Origin of the sequence: Actinoplanes solisilvae (assembly GCF_003999975.1) — a bacterium.
Lineage (GTDB): Bacteria > Actinomycetota > Actinomycetes > Mycobacteriales > Micromonosporaceae > Actinoplanes > Actinoplanes solisilvae.
Genome location: NZ_RJAC01000007.1, coordinates 59,665 through 84,204, shown reverse-complemented (window position 1 = coordinate 84,204; position 24,540 = coordinate 59,665). Strand labels below are relative to the sequence as shown.

Below are 24,540 nucleotides of genomic sequence, written 5' to 3'. Positions count from 1 at the left end.
TCTGACAGAAACGGACTTGCGAGTCCACTTGCTCCTCGGGAGAACCATGAAGAACGCGACCCCCGCGCTCGCCGCGATCGGGCTGGGTACCCTGGCCACCGCGCTCGCCCAGACCACCGTGCTGCCCGCGCTGCCCGCCCTGGCCTCCGCGCTGCACACCGACCGCCAGAGCGTCACCTGGACACTGACCGCCTATCTGATCGCGTCGGCCGTGTTCACCCCCGTGATCGGCCGGCTCGGCGACCTGTTCGGCCGGCGCCGGCTGCTGATCGCGATCCTGATCGTCTTCGCGGCCGGCTCGGTGCTCAGCGCGGTCTCGGACAACCTCGGGCTCGTGCTCGCCGGACGGGTGCTGCAGGGCGCCGGCGGCGGCATCATCCCGCTGGGCGTGGCCGTGGCCCGGTCCGCCTTCCCGGCCGAGCGGCGCGCCCACGCGATCGGGATCATCTCGGCGATCTTCGGGGTCGGCACTGGCCTCGGGCTGGTCCTCGGCGGACTGATCGTCGACCACACCTCGTACACCTGGATCTTCTGGATCACCGCGGTTCTGGCCGCCGGCTCCGGGCTCGCGGTCGCGCTCGCGCTGCCCTCGGATGAAGCCAGGCCCGCCGGTGGGCGCCTCGACCTGGCCGGCGCCCTGCTGCTCGGCCTCGGCGTGACGCTTCCGCTGCTCGCGGTCAGCCGCGGCAACGAGTGGGGCTGGACGTCGGGACGCACTCTCGTGCTGCTCTTCGCGGGGCTGGCCGTGCTGGTCCTGTTCGGCCTGGTCGAGCGGCGTACGGCGTCCCCGCTGGCTGATCTGCGCCTGCTGACCCGCCCGGCCGTGCTGGTCACCAACATCACGACGTTCCTGGTCGGGATCGGCATGTTCGGCGCCTTCGTGCTGGTCCCCCAGCTCGCCCAGGCCCCGGTGAGCACCGGCTACGGCTTCGGCGTGGACGCCACCCGGGCCGGTCTGCTGCTCGCGCCGGGCAGCCTGGCGATGATGGCGGGCGGCCCGATCGCCGCGATCCTGCACAAGCGGTACGGCGGCCGGCCCACGCTGGCCGCGGCGGCCGGGATCACGGCGCTGGGCATGGCCCTGCTCGGCGTGTGGCACGGCAATCAGGTTCTCGTGCTGGCCTGGTCGTTCGTCGCGCTGGTCGGCGTCGGCCTGGCGCTGGCGATCATTCCCACGATGATCGTCGGGGAGGTGCCGGCGGAACGGGCGGCCGAGGCGGCCGGGGTCAACGCCCTGGTCCGTTCGGTCGGCTCGTCGGTCGGCACCCAGATCCTGGCCGGCATCCTCGCGGCCGGCGCTGTGACCCACGAGCGCAACTTCACGATCGCGTTCCTGTTCAGCGCGGCCGCGACGGTGATCGCGATGGTGGCGGCCACCCTGATCCCGCGCGCGTCGGCCACACTGAGAGCGTGACCACTTCACCGGCCGCGCGGCGCAGCGACGCCCGGCGCAACCACGCCCGGGTGATCGCCGCCGCGCGGGAACTCTTCACCGAGCACGGGCTGGGCGTGACCGTGCCGCAGGTCGCCGAGCGGGCCGGGGTCGGCAAGGCCACCGTCTATCGCAGCTACCCCTCCAAGCAAGACCTGGTGATCGCGGTGGTGGGTGCGCAGTTCGGAACCCTCGACGCGGCCACCCGGCAGGCTCTCGAGGGCGACGACCCGTACGCCGAACTGGTCTCCTATCTTCCCCACCTGTTCGAGGTGCTGGCGGCCGACCGGGTGCTCGCCGACGCGTTCTTCGCCGGTGAGCTGCCCCAGGCGGCCGAGCTGCTCGACCTGATCGGCGAGCTGCTGGAGCGGGCCAAGGCGTTCGGCCCGATCCGCCCGGACGCCGGCCGCACCGACGTCCGGGTGATCCTCTGCGGCGCGGTCCGCCAGCTCATCACGCTCGACGAGCGTGACCCGGCGAGCTGGCGGCGCTACGCCGGCCTCGTCCTCAACGCCTTCCGGGCAGGCTGAGCACGACCTTGCCGACCGTCTGCCCCGACTCGAGCAGCTCGTGGGCCCGGTCGGCCTCGGCCAGCGGGAAGACGGTGTCGACGACCGCCCGGATCTTGCCCGCGGCGACCAGCGGAAGCACATCGCGGGTGACTCCGGCGACGATGGCCGCCTTCTGTCCGGCCGGGCGGCCGCGCAGCAGGGTGGCCGAGATGCTGGCCCGCCGCGACAGCAGCTCCCACAGGTCGAAGCTGACCGGGCCGACCGAACCGCCGATCACGACCAGGTGCCCGTCCGGTGCGAGGCACTCCAGGTTGCGGCGCAGATAGGTGGCTCCGACGATGTCGAGGATCGCGTCGACGCCGCGGCCCCCGGTCTCGTCGAGGGCCGCCGCGACGAAATCGTCGGTCCGGTAGTTGACGGCGGCGACCGCGCCCAGCGCGAGCGCCGCCTTCGTCTTGGCCTCGCTGCCCGCGGTGGTGATGACGCGGGCGCCGATCGCCGTCGCCCACTGGATCGCGAACGACCCGATTCCGCCGCCGGCCCCGTGGATCAGCACCGTCTGTCCGCCGGTGAGACCGGCGATCATCGCGAGGTTGGAGTAGACCGTGCAGGCGACCTCGGGCAGGGCCGCCGCCTCGACCATGCTCAGGCCCTCCGGGACCGGCATCACCTGCGCGGCGGGCGCGATCGCCTCCTCGGCGTAGCCGCCCCCGGCCACCAGCGCGCACACCTGATCCCCCGGGCGCCAGGTGGTCACGTCGGGGCCGACGGCGGTGATCGTTCCCGCGACCTCCAGGCCCAGCCCGGGCGGCACACCGGGCGGTACGGGGTACTGGCCGCGGCGTTCGAGCAGGTCGGCGTTGTTCACGCCGGCTGCCGCGACCCCGATGCGTACCTCGTCCGGCCCCGGCTCGGGCCGCTCGACCCGCACCAGACGCAGCACGGCCGGGCCGCCGGGGTGGTTGAACCGGATCGCCGAGATCATCAGGCGGCTTCGGCGCGGGCTTTCGCGAAGTTCGCGATGCTCTGCGCGTAATGCGGGGTCTCGACCTCGCAGTGCTCACCGGACGCGTGCTGACGAGCGGCCGCCGCGTCCTCGAAGGTCTGACCGCTCGCGGTGATGAACTTCAGGAAGTCCTCGGTCGGGTGCGACGTGACAGTGTTCACATACCGGAGCTGGTCGCCCTGGAGCTGCTCGATGCCGAGTTCCCAGATGACCTGCGTGGTGGTCCAGCCGGCCGGTGAGAGCACGTCGGAGATCGACACCATCTTGCAGTAGTGCGGGCTGGCCACCTCGAACCGGTACTGCTGGATGACCAGCCCGGTGCCGATCATCTCGACGTTGATGGACATCGGTGTGCCGTCGTCGTCCACGGTGTAGCCGGCCGCCTTGTGATCGCCGGGCGCGCAGCGCTGGTATTCGTGCGTGGGCAACGTCTTCAGCCACTGCTCGATGTCGACGTACTCGAACGGTGCGGTCACGTCGGCGGTCACCACCGCGTGCGAGAGCACCAGGTCGTCGCGAACCATTGCAGCCATCGGAAAAGTCCTTCCATCGTGCGGGGTGACCCCGTGTCACCCACAACGGCAACGTTCGCCGCTCACGCCGCGCGCCACATCCCCCGGACACAGCACGCACCTCGCATGCAGTCCACCTCCGATCTTGCGTACGCCCTGGTCACGTGGTCTTTTCGAGGCGGGCAGGCTACTTTTATCCGGTGTTCGACCGCTACCACGTGCCCCTTCGCGGCCGGGCCGACGAGACCCGCGAGATCGATCAGGGCTTCACGGGCGAACGCGCGGTGACGGTCTTCGCCGGCGAGCCGGGCATCGGGAAGACCAGACTGCTCCAGTACGGGTTGCAGGCCGCCGAAGGGCGCGGGTGGGCGACGATGGTCGTCACGCCCGACGCCGACTCGGCGCTGACACCACTCGGCGCTCTCGTCGACGCGGCGTCGCGGTTGCTCACCCCCGACGATCTGCAGACGGTCATGCGCGGGGCCGCCCCGCAGTACTGGCTGACCCGCCTGCTCGCCGACCGCCTCGAGGTCGCCGCGGGGCGTACGGGAATACTCGTCGTCGTCGACGACCTGCAGTGGCTGGACGCCGGTTCCCTCTCCGCTGTTACCGCGCTCATCCACGATCTGCAGGGCGTCCCGGTCTCTTGGCTCCTGGCCACCCGAACCGGGGTCTACAGCCCCGCCCATCAGCGCTTCCTTTCACGGATCTCCCCTGTCGTCGAGCTGCCGCCCCTCGACCAGGCCGCCGTCGACGCGATAGCGCTGGACGCCCTGGGCGGAATGCCGGGCCCGGGCGTCGAGAACGCGATCAAGCGGGCCGCCGGTTCCCCGCTGCTCGTCCTCGAACTGCTGCGCGGGCTCGAAGAGGAAGGCCTGCTGCGGCCGGCCCGCGGTCTGATCGACATCGTGGACGACACGCTGCCCGCCCGCTTCGGCATGTCGGCCCGCGACCGCCTGCGGCAGGTAAGTCAGGACGCGTTGCGGATCTGCCAGGTCGGGAGCCTCTACGGTCGCGACTTCCCGCTCGGCGGCGTGCTCGACATCATCGGCCGGACGGCCACCGAAGCGGCCCCAGCGATCCAGGAGTTGCTCGATCACGGGTTCCTCGTGGACACCGGGACGTCGCTGGCCTTCCGGCACGACACCGTTCACACGGCGGCGACCCACAGCCTCACCCCCACGCTGCGCCGGGCCATGGCCCGCGAAGTGCTGCGGCGGCGCCTGCACGCGGGCGAAGGGGTCGCCACCCTGGCCGCGACGATCGCCTCGGTCGCCGAGGCCGGCGACGACGACTCCCTCGAACTGCTCTTCCTGGCCGCGAACCAGCTCGCCAGCACCGACATGCGGGGCGCGGCCGACCTGGCCGTTCTCGGCGCCCGGCTCACAGCGGGCCACCCCAAGCACGCCGACCGGGTCGCCGCGCTGCTCCCGCTCGTGCTGGCCGGTGGTCAGGTCGAAGAGGCCATGGAGATCAGCCGTACGCTGCGGCCGCTGCTGAGCGCCGACGCGCGGGCCCGCGCCGGGCTGGCCGTGGCCCGTCAGCTCACCGAATCGGATTTCGACGCGGCCATCACCGAAACCGGGGCCGCCCTGGCCATTCCCGGGATCTCCGACGAGACCCGGGTGCAGTTGCTGGCCGTACGGGCCCTGAACTTCGCCAACAAGGCCGACCCGGCCGGCCTGCTGAGCAGCCTGGAAGCCGCCCGGGCGGTCGCCGACGAGGACCGCGACGGGCTGGCCCTGGCCACGATCGACGCCACTTCGTCGGTACTTGCCTTCAACCAAGGACACTTCGACGCGGCCGACCGCCTGCAGCGGCAAGCGCTGGAACGCGTGGCCCGCGCGGGAACGGTGGCGGGGCTGTGGCTGCCTGAGGGTTTGTGGACGGCGTTCATGCGTACGGTCACGGGACAGTGCTCGGAAGCGCTCCGGCTCACCGACGAGGGGGTCACCGCGGCGCGCGCGGCGCACAACGTGATCGCGGAGGCGTACTGGATGATGGTTCGTGCCCGCACGTTGTATGACCTCGGGCGGCTCGACGACGCGCGCACCCAGTCCGAGACTGTGCTCGATCTGGGGGCGCAGCTCGGGCTGGGAGATTTCGCGAACGCCACGGCGGGGGTTGTGCTGCACCGGATCGCGCTGCGGACCGGGGACATCTCGCTGCGGGACACCGTACGGCCGCTCATTCAGCAACTGGCTTCGGGGGTCGGGCTCACGCGTACGGGGCGGTGGAGTTTGGCCCTTGAGGCGCTGGAACGGGGACGGCCGTCGGACGCCCATGCTCAGGCCGCGTCGGCGCTGGCCTCGCTGCGGGAGCCCGTGCCGTCGATGACTACCCCGTCCGACTTCGCGGACGACATCACGCTGGCCTACATCTGCCGGCTCGTGGACGATCGTGCGTCGCTTTCACTGGTGGCCTCGGTGGCGGGCGAACGGGCCTCTCTCAACCCGGGCAACGCACTGGTTTCCGCTGTCGCCACCGCCACCCGGGGTATCCGGGACGGCTCGGCCGCCTTGCTGCTGACCGCGGCTGAGGAGGTGCGGCCGGTGGGGCGGCCGCTGGTGACGGCGCGCCTGCTGGAGGCAGCCGGCATGCTGGCCGACGACGATGTTCTTGCTCTCTCCGAAGCCCTGCGACTTTTCGAGGAACACGGGGCGACCCGCGACGCGAACCGGGTCCTGCATACCTTGCGAGGCCGCGGAGTCCACAAACGCCCGAAGCCGCCCGAGGACGATCCGTCGGGGCTGTCCCAGCGCGAACTCCAGGTGGCACAGCGCATCTCGGCCGGGCTCACCACCCAGCAGATCGCCGACGAACTGCTCGTGTCGCCTCACACGGTGGTCACCTATGTTCGACACATCTATGCCAAGTGGGGCGTCAATTCTCGGCGGGGGGTCGCTGAGCACTTCGCCCGGTTGGCGGGGGCTTAGCTTTCGAGGGCTGCTGCGGGGCGGTGGTTGCGCGACTTCCCAGGCGGGCGGACATCGTTGCCTGCGATTGCTGCGGCCGGGTGGTCGCGGGGCACGGCAAGCCCGCGACCACCCGGCCGCACCTAGGAGCGCCCTACCTGTCGTCCTTCAAGGAGGACAGCACGTCGAGCAGCAGGGCGGCCGTCCACGTGAAGTCGGCGCCGCCGAGGCCCTCGCCCGTTGTGGGGTCGAAGTACTCGCGCAGGCCCGCACCGGCCACCAGGTCGACCATGTTCGAGGCCAGCACCCGGGCCAGGTCTTCGCGGCCCGACGTCTGCAAGCCCTTCCACACGAGCCAGTTCGTGCTGGCCCACGTCGGGCCCCGCCAATAGCGCGACAGGTCCAGATCGGGGGCCGTCAGGTCGTAGCTCGGGACGCCGGTCGCACCCGCGCCGAGGGCGAAAGCCGGGCCGGTCAGGGTCGACACCAGTGCGTCCGCGTGGCCGGCCGAGAGACCGGGCAGCAGCAACGGCGTCAGACCCCCGACCGTACGCACGGGTTGCAGCGCACCGGTGTGCACGTCCAGAGCGGCGAACGAGCGCAGCGACGGCGACCAGAGGTGCTCCTCGATGCTTTCGGTGAGTTGCGCCGCCCGCGCGTGGTGGGGTGAAGGGTCGAAACCCAGGCGGGTGGCGATCGAGGCGAGCGCCAGGGACGACCACGCGAAGACCGCGTTCATCAGCGGATCGAGGACGCAGAAGCGCAGGTCGGTGAAGTTGTCCAGGTAGCCGCCGTCCCGGTATTCGCGCACCAGCAGCGAATACCGAGCGTAGTCCTCGTTGCTGGGGCGGTGCGCCGACCGGGAGTGGAGCAGGTCGCGGCGGTGCCCGGCGATCACGTCGACGTCCACGGCGGGGACGGCCCGCAAGGGCGCGTCCCAGGCGGGGCTGTTGTCGAGGCCGGACTCCCACGGGTGCACGATCGCGATCAGCCCGTAGCGGGACACCAGGCGGCGCTCCCACAGGTAGTCGTGCCAGCGCACCAGGCGGGGATAGAGCCGCCCCAGCGCCGACGGGTCGTGCCCGGCGACGGCCAGCGCGGCGCCCGCGTGCATGGGTGGTTGCACGATGCCGCTCGTCCGAACCCCTGGCGGTGGGCCGGACGGCGGCATCGGCCGCCAGTACCAGGGGCCCGGGAAGTAGGCGTCCTCCGGTACGGCTGGATCAAAGACAATTTGTGGTACGCGGCCGTCGGCCCATTGCGCGCCGAGCAGGCCGGAGAGCTCGGCCCAGGCGCGGCGGGGCGCGATGTGGGCCCAGCCGATCGCGTTGAAGGCCGAGTCCCAACTCCACTGGTGGGGGTAGAGCGACGCGGTGGGCACGGTTGACCCGCCACGCCAGTTTCCGATCAGGGTGCGTACGGCGTCCCGGCGCAACGAGTCCGTCGAGACAGCCTCCACCGTGGTCACAGGGCCGAGCCTCGGAGCTTGGCGACGGCGCGGGGCAGCACCTCGTCGTTCGGGCCGGACAGGCGGCATTCGAAGGCGAGCGTTCCCGCGTACGAGATGGCGTCGAGGGTGCCGAGGGTGAGCGCCCAGTCGATGTGGCCGGCGCCGGGCTCGAGGCGGTTGGAGTCGGAGACCTGCACGTGCCCGATCCACGGCGCGGCGGCCACGAACGACGCCGCGGGGTCGGCCTCCTCGATGTTCATGTGGTAGGTGTCCGCGGCGACCTTCACCGACGCGAGCCCGACCTCGGCGCACAGCGAGACCGCGTCGGCCAGGGTGTTCACCATGTGGTTCTCGTATCGGTTGAGCGGCTCGAGCCCGATCGTCACACCTTCGCGGGCGGCGTGCTCGCCCAGTTCGGTGAGCGCCTCGAGCAGCACCGCGCGGTCCTCCTCGGGCGTACGCGGGGGCTCGAACGGGGGCAGCCGGCGGGAGAATTGACCGTACGAGGCGGGGGTCATCGCCAGGATGCCGCCGACCTCGCCGATGACCGAGAGCTGCGAGCGCATCTGCTTGATGGCGTCCTTGCGGCGATCGGCGTCGAAGTCGCCGATGAAGTGCAGCATCTCGACGCACACGGTCGGCATGACCACGCCGTCGGCGACCGCCTGGCGCAGTTCGGGCAGCCGCGCCTCGAACGCGAGGTCGCCCTTGCCGCGCAGCTCGATGGCGGCGAACCCGGCCTGCTGAGCGAAGTCCCACTTCTGCTGCAGGGTGTCGCCGGGCAGCAGCTGCTCCTGGCAGGAAATGCGGTCGGCCAGCGAGGTCATCGGGTTTCTCCTTCGAGTTGACGAGCGGCGGGGAAGCGCAGGACCACTTGGAGCGCTTCCGCGGGGCGTTCGTCGAGCAGGGCGAAAGCGTCGGCCACCTCGGTGGCGTCGACGACGTGGCTGATCAGGGGGGCGACGTCGAGCCGGCCGGTGGCGACCTGGTCGAGGAACGTGCGGACCAGGCGCGGCTGGTCCCAGCGGCGGCCGAGCGGGATGGGCGTGCCGGAGATCTGGCTGGCCACGAGCTGCACCCGGTTGTGGTGGAACTCCTCGCCGAGCCGCAGCCCGACGCCGTCGCCCTGGTAGAACCCGGCCGCGGCGACCTTTCCTTCGACCTGCACGCTGCGGACCGCTTCGTGCAGGGCGCGGTAGCTGCCGGACAGCTCGATGGCCGAGTCGGTGCCGCCGTCGGTGCGCTTGCGGATCTCGTCACCGGCGCCGGCCGGGTGCAGGGCGTTCACCGTGTCGGTGGCCCCCAAGCGAAGAGCGAGCTCGAGCCGGCCCTCGATGGCGTCGACGGCGATGACCGTGCCGCCGGAGAGCGCGGCGAGCTGGGTCGCGAGCAGGCCGATGACGCCCTGGCCGAAGACGGCGACGGTCTCACCCAGACGGACGTCGGCGGCGAGCACGGCGTTGAGTGCGATGGCGCCGGGCCGGGCGAAGATGCCGTGCTTCGGGTCGACCCCGGCGGGCAGCGGCCGGTGGATCGGGGCGGCCGCGTCGATCACGGCCTCGGAGCGGTGCCCCCAGATGCCGGCGACAAGCTGACCCACCGCGTACGTCGTGACGTCGTCAGCGACCTCGACGACCTCGCCGACCTCTTCGTAACCCCAGCCCGCGACCGGGTAGGCGAACGTGGGCTCGCCGTCGACGAACAGCCGCCGTACCGGGTCCCAGGTCTTGGTCAGGTACGGGTTCGTGCCGCGGTACGCGGTCAGCTCGGTGCCCGCGGAAATGCCGGAGTACCAGGTCCGCACCCGGATCATGCCGGGCCGCAGCGGCTGCGCCTCCTCGGGAACCAGCCGCACCTGGTTCGGGCCGGTGAACTCCACGACCTGTCGCATCACGCCTCCACTTTTGACTGGCCGTTAGACTAAACCCTCGTTTCGATCAGTCAAGTTGCGGCCGTCACAAGCCGCAAATCCGAGGAGGCACCGTGCAGATCGGTTTCCTGACCGCCGCGCTCCGCGACCTGGAGCTGCCCGAGATCGTGCGCTGGGCCGGCGAGACCGGCTTCCCGGCAATCGAGGTGGCCGCCTGGCCGATCGACGATCCTCGTCGCCTCAACCCCGCTCACCTGGACGTTCAGAACCTGGACGACCGCGCGGTGGCGCGCTTGAAGGAGCAGCTCGGCGAGGCCGGCGTACGCATCTCGTCGATCGCCTACTACGAGAACCACCTGCACCACAACCGCCGCGAGCGGGCCGCCCGGCACGACCATTTGCGGGCCTGCATCGACGCCGCAGCCGCGCTCGAGATTCCGTCCGTCGGCACGTTCATCGGCCGCGACGTCACGGCGACCGTTGCCGACAATCTGCGTGAAGCGGAGCAAATCTTCCCTGAGTTCCTCGACCGGGCCCGGAAAAATGGGGTCGAGATCGTGATCGAGAACTGCCTGATGTCGGGCTGGCACCCCGACGGGTACCCGGCCAACCTCGCCTACTCGCCCGAACTCTGGGAGTGGATGTTCGAGCTGGGCGTGGGGCTCAACTACGACCCGTCGCACCTGGTCGGCATCGGTATCGACCCGGTCGCGGCCCTAGCCCCGTACGTGGGGAAGGTCTGGCACGCCCAGGCCAAGGACGTGGAGATTCTGGCCGGTCGCGTTGATCGTTTCGGTTTTCTCGGCAATGCCGTGGACCGGTCGAACGAGTGGGATCACGCCTGGTGGCGCTACCGGCTGCCGGGTCTGGGAGTCGTCGACTGGACCGGCGTCGTGGGCACACTGGTCGCCGGCGGCTTCGACGGCGTGCTGTCGATCGAGCACGAGGATCCGGTCCACAGCGGCAGTGTCGAAGCGGTGCAGAACGGCATCCTGCTGGCCCGCAAAAATCTCGAAACCGCCCTGGCCAGCGCCGTCGCGACGGCCTCCGGGGCGGCCACCTCGACACCGGCCGCCACGAAACCTGCCTGAAACTTTTCTCGACTTACGTCTTGCGCTCGCACAAAAGTTGCGCTCGTATGTAGCCGAACAACCCGCCGCCCGTGGCGAAAGTTGTTTCGGAGAAAGGGTGCAGATGCGCGCGAGATCCATAGTCGTAGCCACCGCCCTCGTTGCGTCCCTCGCCGCCTGCACCACGAGCGGACCGGACGCCAACGGGGACGGCGGCGGTGACAAGGGCGATGGCAAGACCATCACCATGTGGACCACCGAGGACGTCCAGGACCGCGTCGAGGCGATGAAGAAGATCGCCGCGAAGTTCGGCGAGGCCAAGGGCATCAAGGTCAACGTGGTGGCCGTCGCGGAGGACCAGTTCGACCAGGTCATGACGTCGGCCGCGGCCGAGGGCAAGCTGCCCGACGTGATCGCGGCGCTGCAGCCCGAGGGCGTGCAGTCGCTGGCCGTCAACGAGCTGCTCGACACCACCACGCCGGGCGAGATCGTCAACGACCTGGGCGCCGGCACGTTCTCGCCCGCCGCCCTGAAGCTGACCCAGAGCCCGGAGGGCAAGCAGCTCTCGGTCCCCAGCGACGCCTGGGCCCAGCTGCTCTTCTACCGCAAGGACCTGTTCGCCAAGGCGGGCCTGCCGGCGCCGGACACGCTCGACAAGATCACCGCGGCCGCGCAGAAACTCACCACCGGCGGCAACACCGGCATCGCGCTCTCCACCACGCCGGGCGACTCGTTCACCCACCAGTCGTTCGAGTATTTCGCTCTGGGCAACGGCTGCCAGCTCGTCGACGCCTCCGGCAAGGTCACGCTGGACAGCCCGCAGTGCGTGAACACGTTCCGTTTCTACAACGACCTGGCCACCAAGTACTCGGTCAAGGGCAACCAGGACGTGGACACCACCCGGGCCAACTACTTCGCCGGCAAGACCGGCATGGTCGTCTGGTCGTCGTTCCTGCTCGACGAGCTGGCCGGGCTGCGCAAGGACGCCCTGCCGACCTGCCCCGAGTGCAAGAAGGACCCGTCCTACCTGGCCAAGAACACCGGCGTCATCGGCCCGGTCAGCGGCCCCGACGGGCAGCCGGCCCAGTTCGGCCAGGTCGTCTCGTGGGCGATCACCCGTGACGCCAACAAGTCGGCGGCCAAGCAGTTCGTCGAGTACATGATGAGCGACGCCTACACCGACTGGCTCGGCTTCGCCCCCGAGGGCAAGGTCCCGACCCGCAAGGGTACGACCGACGACCCGCAGAAATACCTGAAGGCGTGGAGCGGGCTCTCCGCCGGCGTCGACAAGAAGGCCCCGCTGAGCAGCGTCTACTCCCCCGACGTCATCAAGACCATCGAGGCCGGCGCGGACAAGTTCGACCGCTGGGGCTTCGCCCAGGGCAAGGGCGCGCTGGTCGGCGCCACCCAGGGTGAGCTGCCGGTGCCGAAGGCCATCAACGACATGGTCAACGGCGGCACCCCGGAGCAGGCGGCCAAGAAGGCCACCGAAGCGGTCCGCGACATCGACAAGTCCATCGAAAAGTGACAGCCGGCCGGGCCCGCCACGAGCGGGCCCGGCCGCGGGAGGATCCATGCCCAACCGCAGACTGACCCTGCGTCAGCGTGACGCCCGGGCCGGCGTCAGCCTGGTGACGCCCACCGTGCTGATCGTCTGCCTGGTGCTCCTGGTGCCGATGCTGTGGGCGATCTCCATAGCGTTCCAGGACATCAAGCTGATCAACATCCGGTACGCCGGGTTCTTCGGCCAGTACACGCTGGACAACTTCGTCGAGGTCTTCCAGTCGTCCGGCTTCTGGTCGGCGCTGTGGAACACCGTGCTCTACACCTTCGGCGCGACCACCGGATCCATCCTGGTCGGTCTGATCGCCGCGCTCGCGGTCCGCCGCCCCTTCAAGGGCCGCGCCATCGTGCGCGGGCTCATCCTTCTTCCGTACGTGGCCCCGGTCGTCGCTGTGGCCTTCGTGTGGACGACGATGCTCAACCCGCAGTTCGGCGTGGTGAACAACTGGGGCACGCGTTTCCTGGGCTGGAGCGAGGCGATCCCGTTCCTGTCGCAGCACTCGACCGCGATGCTCACCGTCATCGTCTTCGAGACCTGGCGGTACTACCCGTTCGCCTTCCTGTTCCTGATGGCGCGCCTGCAGGCGGTCTCGAAGGACACCGAGGAGGCCGCCCACGTCGACGGCGCGACGCCGCTGCAGCAGTTCCGGCACATCCTGCTGCCGCAGCTGCTGCCGACGATGGTCGTGCTGTTCACGTTGCGGTTCGTCTTCACGTTCAGCAAGTTCGACGACGTCTACCTGCTCACCGGCGGCGGCTCCGGCACCGAGGTGGTCAGCGTGCGGGTGTTCGAGCTGCTTACCTCCCGCAAGGACGTCAGCGCCGCCTGCGCGCAGGCCGTCATCCTCGCCCTCGTGCTGGTGGTCTTCCTGGTCATCCAGCGCCGCGCGACCCGCCGCTGGAACGGAGACTCGTAGCAATGGTGGCAACCCAGAGCCGGCCCGCTCCTGAAAAGACGCGTTCCTCCGACCGCGATCCCAGCCTCACCCGGGACCGCGTCGAACGCGCCGTCCTTCCGTACGTGCGCTGGATCGTCATCGCGCTGCTCGTACTCGCGTCGGTCGTGCCGTTCTACTACATGCTGCTGCTGTCCGTACGCAGCATTCAGGACCTGCTGCTCGACCCGGGCAACCTGGCGATCAACCCGGTCGACATCTCGGTCGACGCCTACAAGCAGGTATTGAGCTCGACGAGCAACGGCGGGCAGGGGTTCCTGACCCTCATCCGTAACAGCCTGCTGGTCGCGCTGGGAACCGTCGTCATCACCCTGGCGGTGAGCATTCCCGGGGCGTACGCGGTCAGTCGTCTGGTCTTCAAGGGCCGGCGGCAGATCTCGGCGCTGTTCCTCGGCGTCTACCTGTTCCCGTCGGTGGTCGTCGCCGTCCCGCTGTTCGTCATCTTCGCCCGGGTGGGTCTGCGTGGCAGCCTGGTCGGTCTCGCGATCGTTTATGTCGCTCAGACCATCCCGGTCGCGGTCTACATGCTGCGCGGTTATTTCGACACGATCCCGACCAGTCTCGAGGAGGCGGCGCTGCTCGACGGGTGCAGCCGCTTCGGTGTCATCCGGCGGGTGAGCCTGCCGCTGGCGATGCCGTCCATCATGGCCACCGCCCTGTACGTCTGTATGATCGCCTGGAACGAGTTCCTGTTCGCGCTGCTCTTCCTCGTGCAAGACCGTGACCGGTGGACCGTGTCGCTCGGGCTCGCCCAGTTGTCCGGCAGCATCGAGGTGCCGACCACGGTTCTCATGGCGGGGTCCGTGGTGCTGACGCTTCCGATCATCGCGTTGTTCTTTCTCACGGAGCGGTTCCTCGTCGAGGGGCTCAGCGCCGGAGCGGAGAAGGGTTGAGCAAGGTGTCGTCCAACAGCGCCGGTCATCTTCTCCAGTTGATCAGGGACGGGCGGGTCGGCACGCGCCGCGAGCTCGGCGAGATCACCGACCTGTCCCGGTCGACGGTGGCCGCCCGGCTTGACGCGCTCATCGGCGCGGGCTACCTGCGTGAGGCCGGCACGGCGAACTCGTCCGGCGGCCGCCCGCCGACGCTGCTGACGTTCGACGATCTGACCCCGACCGTGCTCGCCGCCGACCTGGGCGTGACCCACGGGCGGGTCGCGGTGACCAACGCGCGCGGCGAGATCCTGGCCGAACAGGTGCTCGAGAGCCGCATCGCGGCCGGGCCCGAATCGGTGCTGGGTGAGGTGTCCGAGCGCTTCGGGAAGCTCCTCGAGAAGGCGGGCCGCACGGTCAGCTCAGTCTGCGGCATCGGGCTCGGGGTTCCCGGCCCGGTCGAGTTCGACCAGGCCCGGGTGGTGCGTCCACCGGTCATGCCGGGCTGGGGCGACTACCCCGTACGCGATTTCTTCGCCCAGCGCTTCGCCGCCCCGGTGTTCCTCGAGAACGACGCCAACCTGATGGCCCTCGGCGAGCACCAGGCCAACTATCCGGACGAGTCGACGCTGCTCTACCTGAAGGTCGGCAGTGGCCTAGGCGCGGGCATCATCGCGGGCGGCGAGGTGTTCCGGGGCGCCGACGGCGCGGCCGGCGACATCGGGCACGTGCGGGTAAGCGGTTCGACGGCGGTCTGCGCCTGCGGCGCGGTCGGGTGCCTCGCCGCGATCGCCAGCGGGGCGGCGATGGCCCGCGAGCTGCGCGACCAGGGTTTCGCCGCGCTGACGAGCCGCGACGTGGTGTCGTTCGTGGCCCAGGGCGAGCCGGCCGCGGTCGCGGTCGTGCGCCGGTCGGGGCTGCTGGTCGGCGAGGTGCTGGCCACGGCGATCAGCCTGCTGAACCCGCGCGTGCTGGTGGTCGGGGGCGACCTGGCCGACACCGGGGAACAGTTTCTGCGAGGCGTGCACGAGTCGCTGCTGCAGCGCACCCAGCCCTTGGCGACCGGGCGGCTGGTCGTCACGACCAGCACGCTGGGCGACCGGGCGGGGGTGGCCGGGGCCGTGGTGATGGTGCGGGAGCAGGTCTTCAGCCCGGCGGCCGTCGACCGACGCCTGGCGCTCTAGCCCGGCACCACGGTCACTTCAACTCGGGACCACGGTCACGCCGGCGCGGCGGTCACTTCAACTCGGGACCACGGTCACGGTCTCGCCGGGGAATCGCGGCCGGACCGCCTCCTCCACCATCGCCGCGGCCACCGTCGCCCGGCTCACCCCGCGAGGGAACAGCCGCCGGGGAAGACACCGACACCGGCCACGCCTGGCTCCGGGAGAGGGCTCGCGACGCGCTCCGCACGGCCTTGACCCGGTAAGTTCCGAACTCGACAGCACGGAAGGGATGGAACGGTCATGTCGTTCACCGCGGAAGAAGTGGCGTACCTGCGCTCGCAGCCGATCGCCCGGCTCGCGACCGTCGGCGCCGAGGAACAGCCGGACGTTGTTCCGGTCGCGTTCGAGTTCGACGGAAGCTACTTCTGGGTGGGCGGCTCGGGACGGACCGTCCTCGGCACCCGCAAGTTCCGCAACGTGCGGGCCGGCCATGTGCGGGTCGCTCTCGTGGTCGACGATCTGGTGTCCTTCGACCCGTTCGTCGTCCGCTCGATCCGCGTCTACGGCACCGCCGACGGACCCGTCGAGCGGGTCGGCATGATCGGGCCGGGTACCTTCCTGCGGATCACACCGACCGTCTCGTGGAGCTGGAACCTGGCCGGCGAGCCCGTCGGAACCGACTGGTACGAACCCCGGCGGACGACCCACGCGAAACCCTAGGGGCCCGCCACCCTGCAGCAGCTCTGCGCACCCCTGCTCCCCCACCTCGACCGCCTGCCCGGCCCGCAACGCGACGCGCTGGCCACCGCGTTCGGCCTCAGCGCGGGCCATCCGCCCGAGGCCCTGCTCGTCGGCCTGGCCGTGCTGGGCCTGTTCGCCGAGCGGCCCCTGCTGTGCGTGGTCGACGACGCGCACTGGCTCGACCGCATGTCGATGACGATCCTGACTTTCGTGGCCCGCCGCCTCGACGCCGAACCGGTCGGCATGGTTTTCGCCGTGCGCACGCCGGAGGCCGCGAACCTGCTCGACGGCCTGCCCGAGCTGCCCGTCGAGGGTCTGGGCGACGCCGACGCCCGCGCGCTGCTCGACGAGGCCCTGCCCGGCCCGGTCGACGACCGTGTGCGCGACCGCATCGTCGCCGAGACCCGCGGCAACCCCCTGGCGCTGATCGAGCTGCCGCGCGGGCTCACCCCGGCCGAGCTGGCGTTCGGGTTCGGGGCGCGCGGCGGCGGCCAGCCGGTGGCCGGGCGGGTCGAGGAGGGTTTCCAGCGGCGCATCGCGGCCCTGCCGACGACAGCACGGCTGCTCCACGGCGAGTGGCTGCGCCGCGAGAACCGGCGTGCCGAGGCCCGGGTCGGGCTTCGCGCGGCCCACGAGGCCTTCACCGCGATGGGGGCCGAGGGCTTCGCCGCCCGCGCCGGTCGCGAGCTGGGCGCCACCGGTGAGACGGTCCGCAGCCGGGCGCCCGCCGCCGTGGCCGCGCTGACCCCGCAGGAGAGCCAGATCGCCAAGCTGGCCGTCGCCGGGCGCACCAATCCCGACATCGCGGCCGCCATGTTCCTGAGCCCGCGCACTGTCGAACGGCACCTGCGCAAGGTCTTCACCAAGCTCGGCATCACGTCGCGCCGCGAGCTCGCTTCTGCGCTGCGCCCGTCCTAACTCAGGTCGTCGGTGAGGATTCGGGCGATGCGGGCCGGGCCGGCCAGGTGGGGGAAGTGGCTGCCGGGGATGACGGTGATCTTGACCTGGGGCAGGGCGGCGGTCAGCCACTGCACGTAGGGCGCCGGGGGTTCCTTCGCGGTCACCCACTCGTACTCGGTGCCGTTCGTGGCGAGGGTGCGCAGGTCTGCGGTCCGTTCCGCACGGATGGCGGCGTCGTCGCCGTGCAGCACCTCGTCCCAATAGCCGAGCAGCAGGTCGGGGCGCGGGTCAGTGGCGGTGTCGACGATCGATCGGGCGTCGGGCGGCAGGGTGTCGAGGGCCATGCCGGCGAGCATCTGGTTCCACACCTGGCGCCACTGCGGGCTGCGCAGGGTGGGCTCGGCCGCCCGCAGGGTCGCGAAGAACCGGCCGGGCAGCAGCACCTGGTCGACGTTGAGCACCCCCGCGGCCGGGTAGAGGGCCGCGTACCGGGTGGCGACGACCGCGCCGATCGAGTGCCCGGCCAGGACGACGGGCCCGTCGATGCCGGCCGCGACCACCTGGTCGTGGAGCACGCCGGCCACGTCGGTGATGCCGTACGAGTCTCGCCGCAGGGCGTCACCGTGGCCGGGCAGGTCGAGCGCGAGGGCCGTACGCCCGGGGTCGATCTTGGCGATTTCGCCCAGCACGGGGTCCCAGTGGCGCTTGTCGTAGGTCAGGCCGTGCAGCAAGACGAGTGGTCGGCTCATGATGCTCACATCCGTTCGGGCAGCAGGGAGTTGATCAGCTTCTCGGTCTCGTCGTAGCCGCCCTCGCCGATCGTGATCGACCGGACCACGCCCTGGGCGTCGATCACATAGAGGGAGGGCCACGCCTGGGACCCGTACGCGGACCAGGTCTTGTAGTCATTGTCGATGGCGACCGGGTACTTGATGTCCTCGTGGGCGACGGCCTTGACGACGCCGTCGTAGTCGCGTTCGAAGCTGTACTCGGGAGAGTGGACGCCGATGATCTCGAGACCCTGGTCGTGGTACTTCGCGTACCAGTCGTTGAGGTGCGGCTGGACGTGCTTGCAGTTGATGCAGTCCCAGGTCCAGAAGTCGACCAGGACGACGTTGCCCTTCTGGCTCGCGACGGTCAGCGGCTGGTCACCCGGGGTGTTGATCCAACGGCTGATGCCGGCCAGGGCGGGGGCGGGCCCGCAGTCCTGCGCCTCGCCGGTCGGCAGGCTGTAGAGGGCCTCGCCGACGCAGCTCCCGAGGGTCGTGCTCGCGGTCGACGTGGTGTGCGGGCTCGACGACACCAGCTTCTCGACGGTGTGGCTCAGCGCGGTGGTGTAGTCGGGAACGGCCCGCTGGACCGAGCCGATGACGTTGAAGCTCAGGCCCACGGCCAGCAGGATCACGGCGACGCCGGAGGCGATCCGGATGCCGCGCTGACGGCGGCGGAACGCGGCGACCCGCTTGGTCAGGGTCTTGCCGGCGACCGCGAAGACCAGCAGGCTCAGCGCGGTGCCGGCGGCGAAACCGCCGGTCAGGGCGAGCGTGTCCCAGCCGACCTGACCCGTCGCTCCGGCCACCGTGATCGCGGCCAGCACCGGGCCGGCGCAGGGGACGTACACCGTGCCCAGAACCAGGCCGAGCACGAAGCCGCCGCGGTCCTGCCCCGGGGCGCGCTGCGGGAGCCGGGAGAACGGGGCCTCCAGGATCGCCTCGATGCGCGGCACGATCAGGCCCAGCCCGAGCAGCACGAGGGCGGCCAGGCCGGCCCAGCGGATCGCGCCGTCGGGGATGGGCAGGGCCGCGATCAGCGCCGCGCCGGCCAGGGTGAGCAGGCTGAAGCTGGTCACCAGTCCGGCGACCACGCGGCCGCGGCCGGACAGGAAGATGACGGGGAGGACGGGGAGGATGCACGGGGACAGGCCGGTTATCACGCCACCGGCGAATCCGATCAGACCACTACTGAGCACACGGGAAACGACGCTCTGGGCCGCGGAATAATTCACTCTTGTGACCGGAGGCATATCCGGGCCTCTACGCCGGGGTCCCACCCGTGGTCGCCCCAGGGGTGCTCCCTGGGGCGACCGGGCGACTCCCCGGGCGACGGTGTCGGTCATGAAACGACGCCTGATCGTCCTGATGGCGGCTGCCGCTCTGCCGGCCGTCGCGCTGCTGGTGCCGCTGGCCGCCAACGCCGGCACCACCACCGGCGGCCAGCAGGCCGCCACGACCTGTGCTGCCGTTCCGGTCTCCGCGCCTCAGGGCACGAAGGTGGAGAAGGTGACGGCCGTCGCCAACGCCGGCGGCGAAGTCACGTTCCCGTCCGCTCCGCCGCTGCCCGACTACCCGCCCATCCCGGCCGTGCCGGCCTGGTGCGACATTTCCGTTGTGGTGTCGCATCCCGGCGCCAACGACAAGGTCACCATCAAGGTCTCCCTGCCGCAGAACAAGAAGGACTGGAACGGCCGGTTCCAGGCCACCGGCGGCAGCGCCTATCTCGCCGGTGAGCTGCTGCACCCGCTGGTCGTCGGGGTCAAGGGCGGGTATGCCACCGCCGCCACCGACGCGGGCGTCGGCACCAACCCGATCGACCCGAGCTCGTGGGCCGGCAACGCCCAGCTCGTGACGAACTTCGCCTCCCGCTCGCTGCACGACCTGGCGGTCGTCGGCCAGTCGGTGACGAAGGGCTTCTACGACAAGTCGGCGAACTACTCGTACTGGAACGGCTGCTCGACCGGCGGCCGCCAGGGCTACGAGGAGGCGCAGGTCCACCCGGCGGACTTCGACGGCATCCTGGCCAAGGCCCCGGCGGTCAACTGGACCCGGTTCGCGGTCGGCACCGCCTGGTCGCAGGCCGTCTTCAACGAGCTGAAGGTCGCGCCGAGCGACTGTGAGCTGAAGGCCTTCAACACCGCCGCGGTGGCGAAGTGCGACACGAACGACGGGGTCAAGGACGGCATCATCGACAACCCGCAGGCGTGCGACTTCGACGCCCGCGGGCTGGTCGGCAAGAAGGTCGTCTGTGAGGGCAAGACCATCACCGTGACGAAGGCCGTGGCCGACGCGATGAACAAGATCTGGGCCGGGCCGAAGGGCTACCCGGGCCCGAACAAGGGCGCCGACCTCACCCAGCTCGCCAAGGTCGGGGCGCCGTTCTTCGTCTCCAGCGCGTGGGTCAAGTTCTTCGTGACCAAGAACCCCGGCTTCGACCTGACGCAGATCAACTACAAGACGTTCTACCAGCTCTTCGGCTCGTCGGTTAAGCAGTACAACAACGTCATCGGCACGAACGACGCCGACCTGCGCGCGTTCGCCAAGAACGGCGGCAAGCTGCTGACCTGGCACGGCCAGTCCGACCAGCTCATCCCGACGCAGGCCACGGTCGAGTACCGCGAGCGGGTCAACCGGGTGTTCGGCGGCAACCGCAACGTGGACGACTTCTACCGGCTGTTCCTGGTGCCGGGCGTCGACCACTGCGGCGCCACCGGGCCGTCGATCTCCGACGACGCCGCGCTGGCCGCTCTGACCACCTGGGTCGAGCAGGGCAAGGCTCCGCGTACGCTGCCGGCCGCGGGCAAGTCGTCCACCGGCGTGACGGTCAGCCACCCGGTCTGCTCGTACCCGTCGACCGCCCGCTACACGGGTCACGGCTCAACGACGGACGCGGCCAACTACCGCTGCGTTCGCTGACCCTTCCCGATACCGCGGCCCCCGGCACCCTTCCGCCGGGGGCCGCCCCATATTCGCGTCGCGCCGCCGTTTGGACCAGGCCGTCCAACGAGGGACCATAGGCGGGTGACACTGACCGCCAAGGGGCTCGCGACCCGCCAGCGCATCGTCGACGCCGCCGCCCGGCTCATCCAGGACAACGGCGCCGCCGACACCAGCCTCGACGACGTGCGCGCCGCCACGGCAACCAGCAAGAGCCAGCTCTTCCACTACTTCCCCGACGGCCGCGCCGACCTGCTGCTCGCCGTGGCCGAACACGAGGCCGCGCAGGTTCTCGCAGCTCAGCAGCCCTGGCTCGACGACCTGACCACGGCCGTCTCGTGGGAGAAGTGGCGCGGCGCGGTCATGCGGCACTACGTGGAGCTGGGCGACCGCTGCCCGCTCGGGGTGCTCACGGCCGAGCTGGGCAAGACGTCACCCGAGACGCGCGAGGTGGTGAGCACCCTGTACGACACGTGGGAGAGCGCCCTGGCTCGGGGCACCCAGGCGATGGGCATCGAGCGGCCGCTAGAAGTGGCCCGCAGCATCCTGGTCGCCATTCAGGGCGGCGTCGTCATGCTCCGCGCGACCGGCCGCGTCGCCTACCTCGAAACCGGCCTCGACCTGGCCCTCACGCCCCTTCGCAAGCCGGAGTAGGCCCCCGCACTCGTCGCTTCACATGCGGCAGTGACGCACGGAACCCCATGCTGGACTGGACGGTCCAGAAGTCTCGATCCATTATTGGACCATGCAGTCCACTCATGTGCTCGACCTCGAGCAGATCCGCGATCTGAAGGCGCGCTACTGCCGCCTCGCGGACACCAAGCAATGGGACGAACTGGCCACCACCCTCTTCACCGACGACGCGGTCTTCCGCTTCTTCGACGTCGACGGAACCCTCGCCAACGAGGTCACGGCGGCCGCCTTCGCCACCACGATCGGCGGCCGCGTCGCCGCCGGCCAGCCCATCCACCACGTGTTCTCCGCCGAGATCGCCGTCGACGGCGACGAGGCGACCGCCGTCTGGGCGATGGAAGACCGCATCTTCCACGACCGGCAGGCCCATCCCGAGGCGCCGTTCTCGTCCATGCACGGCTACGGCCACTACCACGAGCGTTACCGCCGCATCGACGGCGAATGGCGTATCGCCGGCTTCGACCTCACTCGTCTCCGCCTCGAAATCGAACTCTGAGGAGTCCCACCCATGTCCGCTTTCCCGCTCACTCCGACCCCCATCCACGTACCCGATGAGGTCTTGACCGACCTGAAGAACCGTCTCGCGAACACCCGCTGGTCCGACGATCTCGGCAACGAGGACTGGTTCTACGGCGTGCCCCGCGAATATCTGCAGGAGCTCGTCGAGCACTGGCAGAACGACTACGACTGGCGGGCCGCCGAGAAGCGCCTCAACGAGTACGAGAACTATTTCGTCGAGGTCGACGGCGTCAAGATCCACCTGCTGCGCAAGCCCGGCGCCGGCCCGGACCCCAAGCCGCTGATCCTCACGGGCGGCTGGCCCTGGGTCGTCACCCACCTGCTGCCCGTGGTCGACCGGCTGGCCGCCCCGGGCGAGGAATCGTACGACGTCATTGTCGCGACCATTCCCGGCGCGGGATTCTCCACCCCGGTCAGCCGCCCCGACCTGAATTTCTGGAAGACCGCCGACCTCTGGCACAAGCTGATGACCGAGGTGCTCGGCTACGAGAAGTACTTCGCCGCCGGCAGCGACATGGGTGCGATGGTGACCGAGCAACTCGGCCACAAATACCCGGACGAGGTCTACGCCATCCATCTCGGCTCGTCGATCCCGCTGACCATGTTCAACGGCGACCGCCCCTGGGACCTCACCGGCGGCGCCTCCATTCCCGCGGGCGTCCCGGACGAATTGCGGCAGCAGATCCTCGCCTGGCAGAAACGGTTCGTCGCGCATGTAGCCGTACACGTGCTCGATTCGGCCACCATCGGGCACGGGCTCACCGACTCCCCCGCCGGCATGCTGGCGTGGGTGCTCGAGCGCTGGACCAACTGGTCGGACAACGACGGCGACATCGAGAACGTCTGGACCCGCGACGAGATCCTGACGAACGCGACGATCTTCTGGGTCACGAACTCGATCAGCACGTCGATGCGTCTGTACGCCAACGCGGCCCGCTACCCGTGGCAGCCCTCGCACGACCGTACGCCCGTCATCGAGGCCCCGACCGGCATCACGTTCGTCGGCTACGAGAACCCGCCCGGCGTCACCACCGAAGCCCGCGTGCAGGACTTCCTCGACAGCCCCAAAGCGCGCTGGTTCAACCACGTCAACCTGTCGGCGCACCCGCGCGGCGGCCACTTCGGCACGTGGGAGGTCCCCGACGAGTGGGCCGCCGACGCCCGCCGTACCTTCCGGGGGCGGGCTGAATGAGCGTCGATGTCGCGGAACCTTCCACCCGGGCGCGGGCCGCCGGGTTCGTCCTGACGATCCTCTCGGTCGCCGCGGTGTCCTATGCGCTGGTGCAGTCCACGGTCAACCCGGCCCTGGAGTCCCTGCGCGACTACGTGCACACCGACCACCTGGGTGTGGGCTGGGTGCTGACGTCGTTCCTGCTGGCCAGCGCCGTTCTCACCCCGGTGCTGGGCCGACTGGGCGACCACTTCGGCAAGCGGCGGGTGCTGCTGGTCGTGATGGCCCTGATGACAATCGGCAGCGTCGTCGCCGCCCTCTCGCACAACCTGCCGCTGCTGCTGGTCGGCCGGGTGCTGCAGGGCGCCGGCGGGGCCACCCTGCCGCTCGCCTTCGGCATCATGCGCGATCTGCTCCCCCGGCAGAGGATCGGCTCGGCTGTCGGCACGATCGCCGCGGTCAGCTCGGTCGGCGGCGCTGTCGGCGTGCTGGTCACCGGCCCGATCATTGACCACCTGGGCATACCGTGGCTGTTCTGGCTGCCGGCCATCGCCAACGGGGTGGTCGCGCTGGCCATGCTGCGGCTCGTCCCGCACACCGGCCGCGGCGGCACCGGCCCGGGTGACTTCGTGGCCGGCGCGTTCCTGGCCGTCTCGCTGGTGTTGCTGCTGCTGCCGCTGAGCCTGGGCGGCGACTGGGGCTGGCTGTCGCCGCTGACGCTGGGCTCGTTCGCGCTGGCCGTGCTGACCGGCGCGCTGTGGGTGCGCACCGAGCTGCGTTCCAAGTCTCCACTGATCGACATGCAGATCTTCCGTCTGCGTCCGGTGTGGACAGCCAACCTGGCCTCGCTGCTGTTCGGCGTCACCCTCTACTCCGCGTTCGGTTTTCTCCCCACCTTCCTGCAACTGCCCCAGACCACCGGGTACGGCCTGGGCGAGTCGATCACCGTGTCGGGCCTCATCTTCGTGCCCGTCACCATCGCCCAGTTCGTCTTCGGCGTCGCCGCCGGGCCATTGTCGAACCGCATCCCCGCGAAACTGGTCCTGTTGCTGGGCGGCGTCCCCATCGTGGCGGGCTTCGTCCTGCTGACCTTGGCCCACGACGCCGTCTGGCAGGTCATCCTGGCCACCGCGCTGGCCGGGATCGGCTTCGGCCTGGGCCTGTCCGCCCTGTCAGCCCTGATCGTGCACGCCGTCCCGCCGGCTCACACGGGCGCCGCGACCGGCATGAACGCCAACATCCGTACGATCGGAGGAGCGCTCGGCGCAGCCGCCGTCTCCGCCGTCCTGGCCGCCCACACCGCACCGGGTGGCTTCCCCACCGAGACCGGCTGGGTTGTCGCCTTCGCCGTCCTCGCCGGGGCGGCCGCGCTGGGCCTGGCCGCCTCCGCGCTCATCCCCGACGCGACCGCCCACAGCCCCGAAGACAGCAACGCCGACCGGGAATTGGCGGATCACAGGTAACGGCTCCGGTGGAAGCTGC

Annotated in this window: 22 protein-coding genes; 15 read left to right on the top strand and 7 right to left on the bottom strand. The window is 70.3% G+C overall.

Annotated elements, in window-relative coordinates:
* The first annotated feature begins 46 nt into the window (after positions 1 to 46).
* Positions 47 to 1,414 carry an MFS transporter gene (locus EER30_RS19940; protein ID WP_164842398.1) on the top strand — a complete coding sequence of 456 codons (1,368 nt, stop codon included), beginning with the start codon at positions 47 to 49 and terminating at the stop codon, positions 1,412 to 1,414.
* Complete coding sequence (locus tag EER30_RS19935) at positions 1,411 to 1,962, top strand: TetR/AcrR family transcriptional regulator (protein ID WP_205650313.1); 552 nt, start codon at positions 1,411 to 1,413, stop codon at positions 1,960 to 1,962. Before EER30_RS19940 ends, EER30_RS19935 begins: the two co-directional genes overlap by 4 nt.
* On the opposite strand, the gene EER30_RS19930 is transcribed toward EER30_RS19935, so the two are convergent.
* Positions 1,940 to 2,926 (bottom strand): NAD(P)H-quinone oxidoreductase, encoded by a 987-nt coding sequence (locus EER30_RS19930; RefSeq protein ID WP_127502228.1) that lies wholly within the window; start codon positions 2,924 to 2,926, stop codon positions 1,940 to 1,942. The two genes, EER30_RS19935 and EER30_RS19930, sit on opposite strands and share 23 nt — an antisense overlap.
* Before the next feature lie 2 nt (positions 2,927 to 2,928).
* The gene (locus EER30_RS19925) at positions 2,929 to 3,483 is read right to left on the bottom strand and encodes a hypothetical protein (protein ID WP_127502012.1); all 555 of its coding nucleotides are present in this window, start codon (positions 3,481 to 3,483) and stop codon (positions 2,929 to 2,931) included.
* Positions 3,484 to 3,662: 179 nt separating this feature from the next.
* On the opposite strand from EER30_RS19925, the gene EER30_RS19920 reads away from it, so the two are divergent.
* Positions 3,663 to 6,398, top strand: coding sequence for a helix-turn-helix transcriptional regulator (locus EER30_RS19920; protein ID WP_164842397.1), 2,736 nt, complete (start codon positions 3,663 to 3,665; stop codon positions 6,396 to 6,398).
* Positions 6,399 to 6,531: 133 nt separating this feature from the next.
* Here EER30_RS19920 and EER30_RS19915 read toward each other — a convergent pair whose 3' ends face one another.
* Genes EER30_RS19915 through EER30_RS19905 form a run of 3 tightly spaced genes read right to left on the bottom strand, consistent with a single transcriptional unit; the run spans position 6,532 to position 9,718 of the window.
* Positions 6,532 to 7,845, bottom strand: a complete 1,314-nt coding sequence (locus EER30_RS19915) for an MGH1-like glycoside hydrolase domain-containing protein (protein WP_240670166.1) — start codon at positions 7,843 to 7,845, stop codon at positions 6,532 to 6,534.
* Positions 7,842 to 8,654 carry a sugar phosphate isomerase/epimerase family protein gene (locus EER30_RS19910; RefSeq protein WP_127502009.1) on the bottom strand — a complete coding sequence of 271 codons (813 nt, stop codon included), beginning with the start codon at positions 8,652 to 8,654 and terminating at the stop codon, positions 7,842 to 7,844. The genes EER30_RS19915 and EER30_RS19910 overlap by 4 nt, the downstream gene beginning before the upstream one ends.
* On the bottom strand, positions 8,651 to 9,718 hold the full coding sequence (locus tag EER30_RS19905; RefSeq protein WP_127502008.1) for a zinc-dependent alcohol dehydrogenase: 1,068 nt from the start codon (positions 9,716 to 9,718) through the stop codon (positions 8,651 to 8,653). Before EER30_RS19905 ends, EER30_RS19910 begins: the two co-directional genes overlap by 4 nt.
* Positions 9,719 to 9,810: 92 nt before the next feature.
* On the opposite strand from EER30_RS19905, the gene EER30_RS19900 reads away from it, so the two are divergent.
* From EER30_RS19900 to EER30_RS19870, 7 genes are all read left to right on the top strand, one after another.
* A complete protein-coding gene (locus EER30_RS19900) occupies positions 9,811 to 10,788 on the top strand; it encodes a sugar phosphate isomerase/epimerase family protein (RefSeq protein WP_127502007.1) in 978 nt (325 codons plus the stop codon).
* A 103-nt stretch (positions 10,789 to 10,891) separates the two neighbouring features.
* Positions 10,892 to 12,295 (top strand): ABC transporter substrate-binding protein, encoded by a 1,404-nt coding sequence (locus EER30_RS19895; protein ID WP_127502006.1) that lies wholly within the window; start codon positions 10,892 to 10,894, stop codon positions 12,293 to 12,295.
* Positions 12,296 to 12,341: 46 nt separating this feature from the next.
* Positions 12,342 to 13,247, top strand: coding sequence for a carbohydrate ABC transporter permease (locus tag EER30_RS19890; RefSeq protein WP_127502005.1), 906 nt, complete (start codon positions 12,342 to 12,344; stop codon positions 13,245 to 13,247).
* A 2-nt stretch (positions 13,248 to 13,249) separates the two neighbouring features.
* Positions 13,250 to 14,179 (top strand): carbohydrate ABC transporter permease, encoded by a 930-nt coding sequence (locus tag EER30_RS19885; RefSeq protein ID WP_127502004.1) that lies wholly within the window; start codon positions 13,250 to 13,252, stop codon positions 14,177 to 14,179.
* A 5-nt stretch (positions 14,180 to 14,184) separates the two neighbouring features.
* Positions 14,185 to 15,342, top strand: coding sequence for an ROK family transcriptional regulator (locus EER30_RS19880; RefSeq protein ID WP_240670198.1), 1,158 nt, complete (start codon positions 14,185 to 14,187; stop codon positions 15,340 to 15,342).
* A 282-nt stretch (positions 15,343 to 15,624) separates the two neighbouring features.
* The gene (locus tag EER30_RS19875) at positions 15,625 to 16,044 is read left to right on the top strand and encodes a PPOX class F420-dependent oxidoreductase (protein ID WP_127502002.1); all 420 of its coding nucleotides are present in this window, start codon (positions 15,625 to 15,627) and stop codon (positions 16,042 to 16,044) included.
* A gap of 141 nt (positions 16,045 to 16,185) precedes the next feature.
* A complete protein-coding gene (locus EER30_RS19870; protein ID WP_240670165.1) occupies positions 16,186 to 16,983 on the top strand; it encodes a helix-turn-helix transcriptional regulator in 798 nt (265 codons plus the stop codon).
* Here the strand turns inward: EER30_RS19870 and EER30_RS19865 are convergent.
* Both EER30_RS19865 and EER30_RS19860 read right to left on the bottom strand, forming a co-directional pair.
* On the bottom strand, positions 16,980 to 17,714 hold the full coding sequence (locus EER30_RS19865) for an alpha/beta fold hydrolase (protein WP_127502000.1): 735 nt from the start codon (positions 17,712 to 17,714) through the stop codon (positions 16,980 to 16,982). The two genes, EER30_RS19870 and EER30_RS19865, sit on opposite strands and share 4 nt — an antisense overlap.
* Positions 17,715 to 17,719: 5 nt before the next feature.
* Complete coding sequence (locus EER30_RS19860; protein WP_240670164.1) at positions 17,720 to 18,970, bottom strand: cytochrome c biogenesis protein/redoxin; 1,251 nt, start codon at positions 18,968 to 18,970, stop codon at positions 17,720 to 17,722.
* Positions 18,971 to 19,079: 109 nt separating this feature from the next.
* On the opposite strand from EER30_RS19860, the gene EER30_RS19855 reads away from it, so the two are divergent.
* From EER30_RS19855 to EER30_RS19835, 5 genes are all read left to right on the top strand, one after another.
* Entirely contained in the window at positions 19,080 to 20,654 is a 1,575-nt protein-coding gene (locus EER30_RS19855; RefSeq protein ID WP_127501998.1) for a tannase/feruloyl esterase family alpha/beta hydrolase, read from the top strand.
* A 105-nt stretch (positions 20,655 to 20,759) separates the two neighbouring features.
* Positions 20,760 to 21,329: a TetR/AcrR family transcriptional regulator gene (locus tag EER30_RS19850; protein ID WP_240670163.1), complete on the top strand. Its 570-nt coding sequence runs from the start codon at positions 20,760 to 20,762 to the stop codon at positions 21,327 to 21,329.
* Positions 21,330 to 21,420: 91 nt separating this feature from the next.
* Positions 21,421 to 21,864 (top strand): nuclear transport factor 2 family protein, encoded by a 444-nt coding sequence (locus EER30_RS19845; RefSeq protein WP_205650312.1) that lies wholly within the window; start codon positions 21,421 to 21,423, stop codon positions 21,862 to 21,864.
* 12 nt (positions 21,865 to 21,876) lie between these two features.
* Positions 21,877 to 23,079: an epoxide hydrolase family protein gene (locus EER30_RS19840; protein WP_127501997.1), complete on the top strand. Its 1,203-nt coding sequence runs from the start codon at positions 21,877 to 21,879 to the stop codon at positions 23,077 to 23,079.
* Positions 23,076 to 24,521 carry an MFS transporter gene (locus EER30_RS19835; RefSeq protein ID WP_205650311.1) on the top strand — a complete coding sequence of 482 codons (1,446 nt, stop codon included), beginning with the start codon at positions 23,076 to 23,078 and terminating at the stop codon, positions 24,519 to 24,521. The genes EER30_RS19840 and EER30_RS19835 overlap by 4 nt, the downstream gene beginning before the upstream one ends.
* Positions 24,522 to 24,540: the final 19 nt, after the last annotated feature.

Bases quoted from the DNA above. Each gene is read 5' to 3' on its own strand.
- EER30_RS19910 (WP_127502009.1), bottom strand. From the start codon at position 8,654: ATGACCTCGCTGGCCGACCGCATTTCCTGCCAGGAGCAGCTGCTGCCC.
- EER30_RS19845 (WP_205650312.1), top strand. From the start codon at position 21,421: ATGCAGTCCACTCATGTGCTCGACCTCGAGCAGATCCGCGATCTGAAG.
- EER30_RS19940 (WP_164842398.1), top strand. From the start codon at position 47: ATGAAGAACGCGACCCCCGCGCTCGCCGCGATCGGGCTGGGTACCCTG.
- EER30_RS19890 (WP_127502005.1), top strand. From the start codon at position 12,342: ATGCCCAACCGCAGACTGACCCTGCGTCAGCGTGACGCCCGGGCCGGC.
- EER30_RS19905 (WP_127502008.1), bottom strand. From the start codon at position 9,718: ATGCGACAGGTCGTGGAGTTCACCGGCCCGAACCAGGTGCGGCTGGTT.
- EER30_RS19855 (WP_127501998.1), top strand. From the start codon at position 19,080: ATGAAACGACGCCTGATCGTCCTGATGGCGGCTGCCGCTCTGCCGGCC.
- EER30_RS19835 (WP_205650311.1), top strand. From the start codon at position 23,076: ATGAGCGTCGATGTCGCGGAACCTTCCACCCGGGCGCGGGCCGCCGGG.
- EER30_RS19865 (WP_127502000.1), bottom strand. From the start codon at position 17,714: ATGAGCCGACCACTCGTCTTGCTGCACGGCCTGACCTACGACAAGCGC.
- EER30_RS19875 (WP_127502002.1), top strand. From the start codon at position 15,625: ATGTCGTTCACCGCGGAAGAAGTGGCGTACCTGCGCTCGCAGCCGATC.
- EER30_RS19895 (WP_127502006.1), top strand. From the start codon at position 10,892: ATGCGCGCGAGATCCATAGTCGTAGCCACCGCCCTCGTTGCGTCCCTC.
- EER30_RS19885 (WP_127502004.1), top strand. From the start codon at position 13,250: ATGGTGGCAACCCAGAGCCGGCCCGCTCCTGAAAAGACGCGTTCCTCC.
- EER30_RS19840 (WP_127501997.1), top strand. From the start codon at position 21,877: ATGTCCGCTTTCCCGCTCACTCCGACCCCCATCCACGTACCCGATGAG.
- EER30_RS19925 (WP_127502012.1), bottom strand. From the start codon at position 3,483: ATGGCTGCAATGGTTCGCGACGACCTGGTGCTCTCGCACGCGGTGGTG.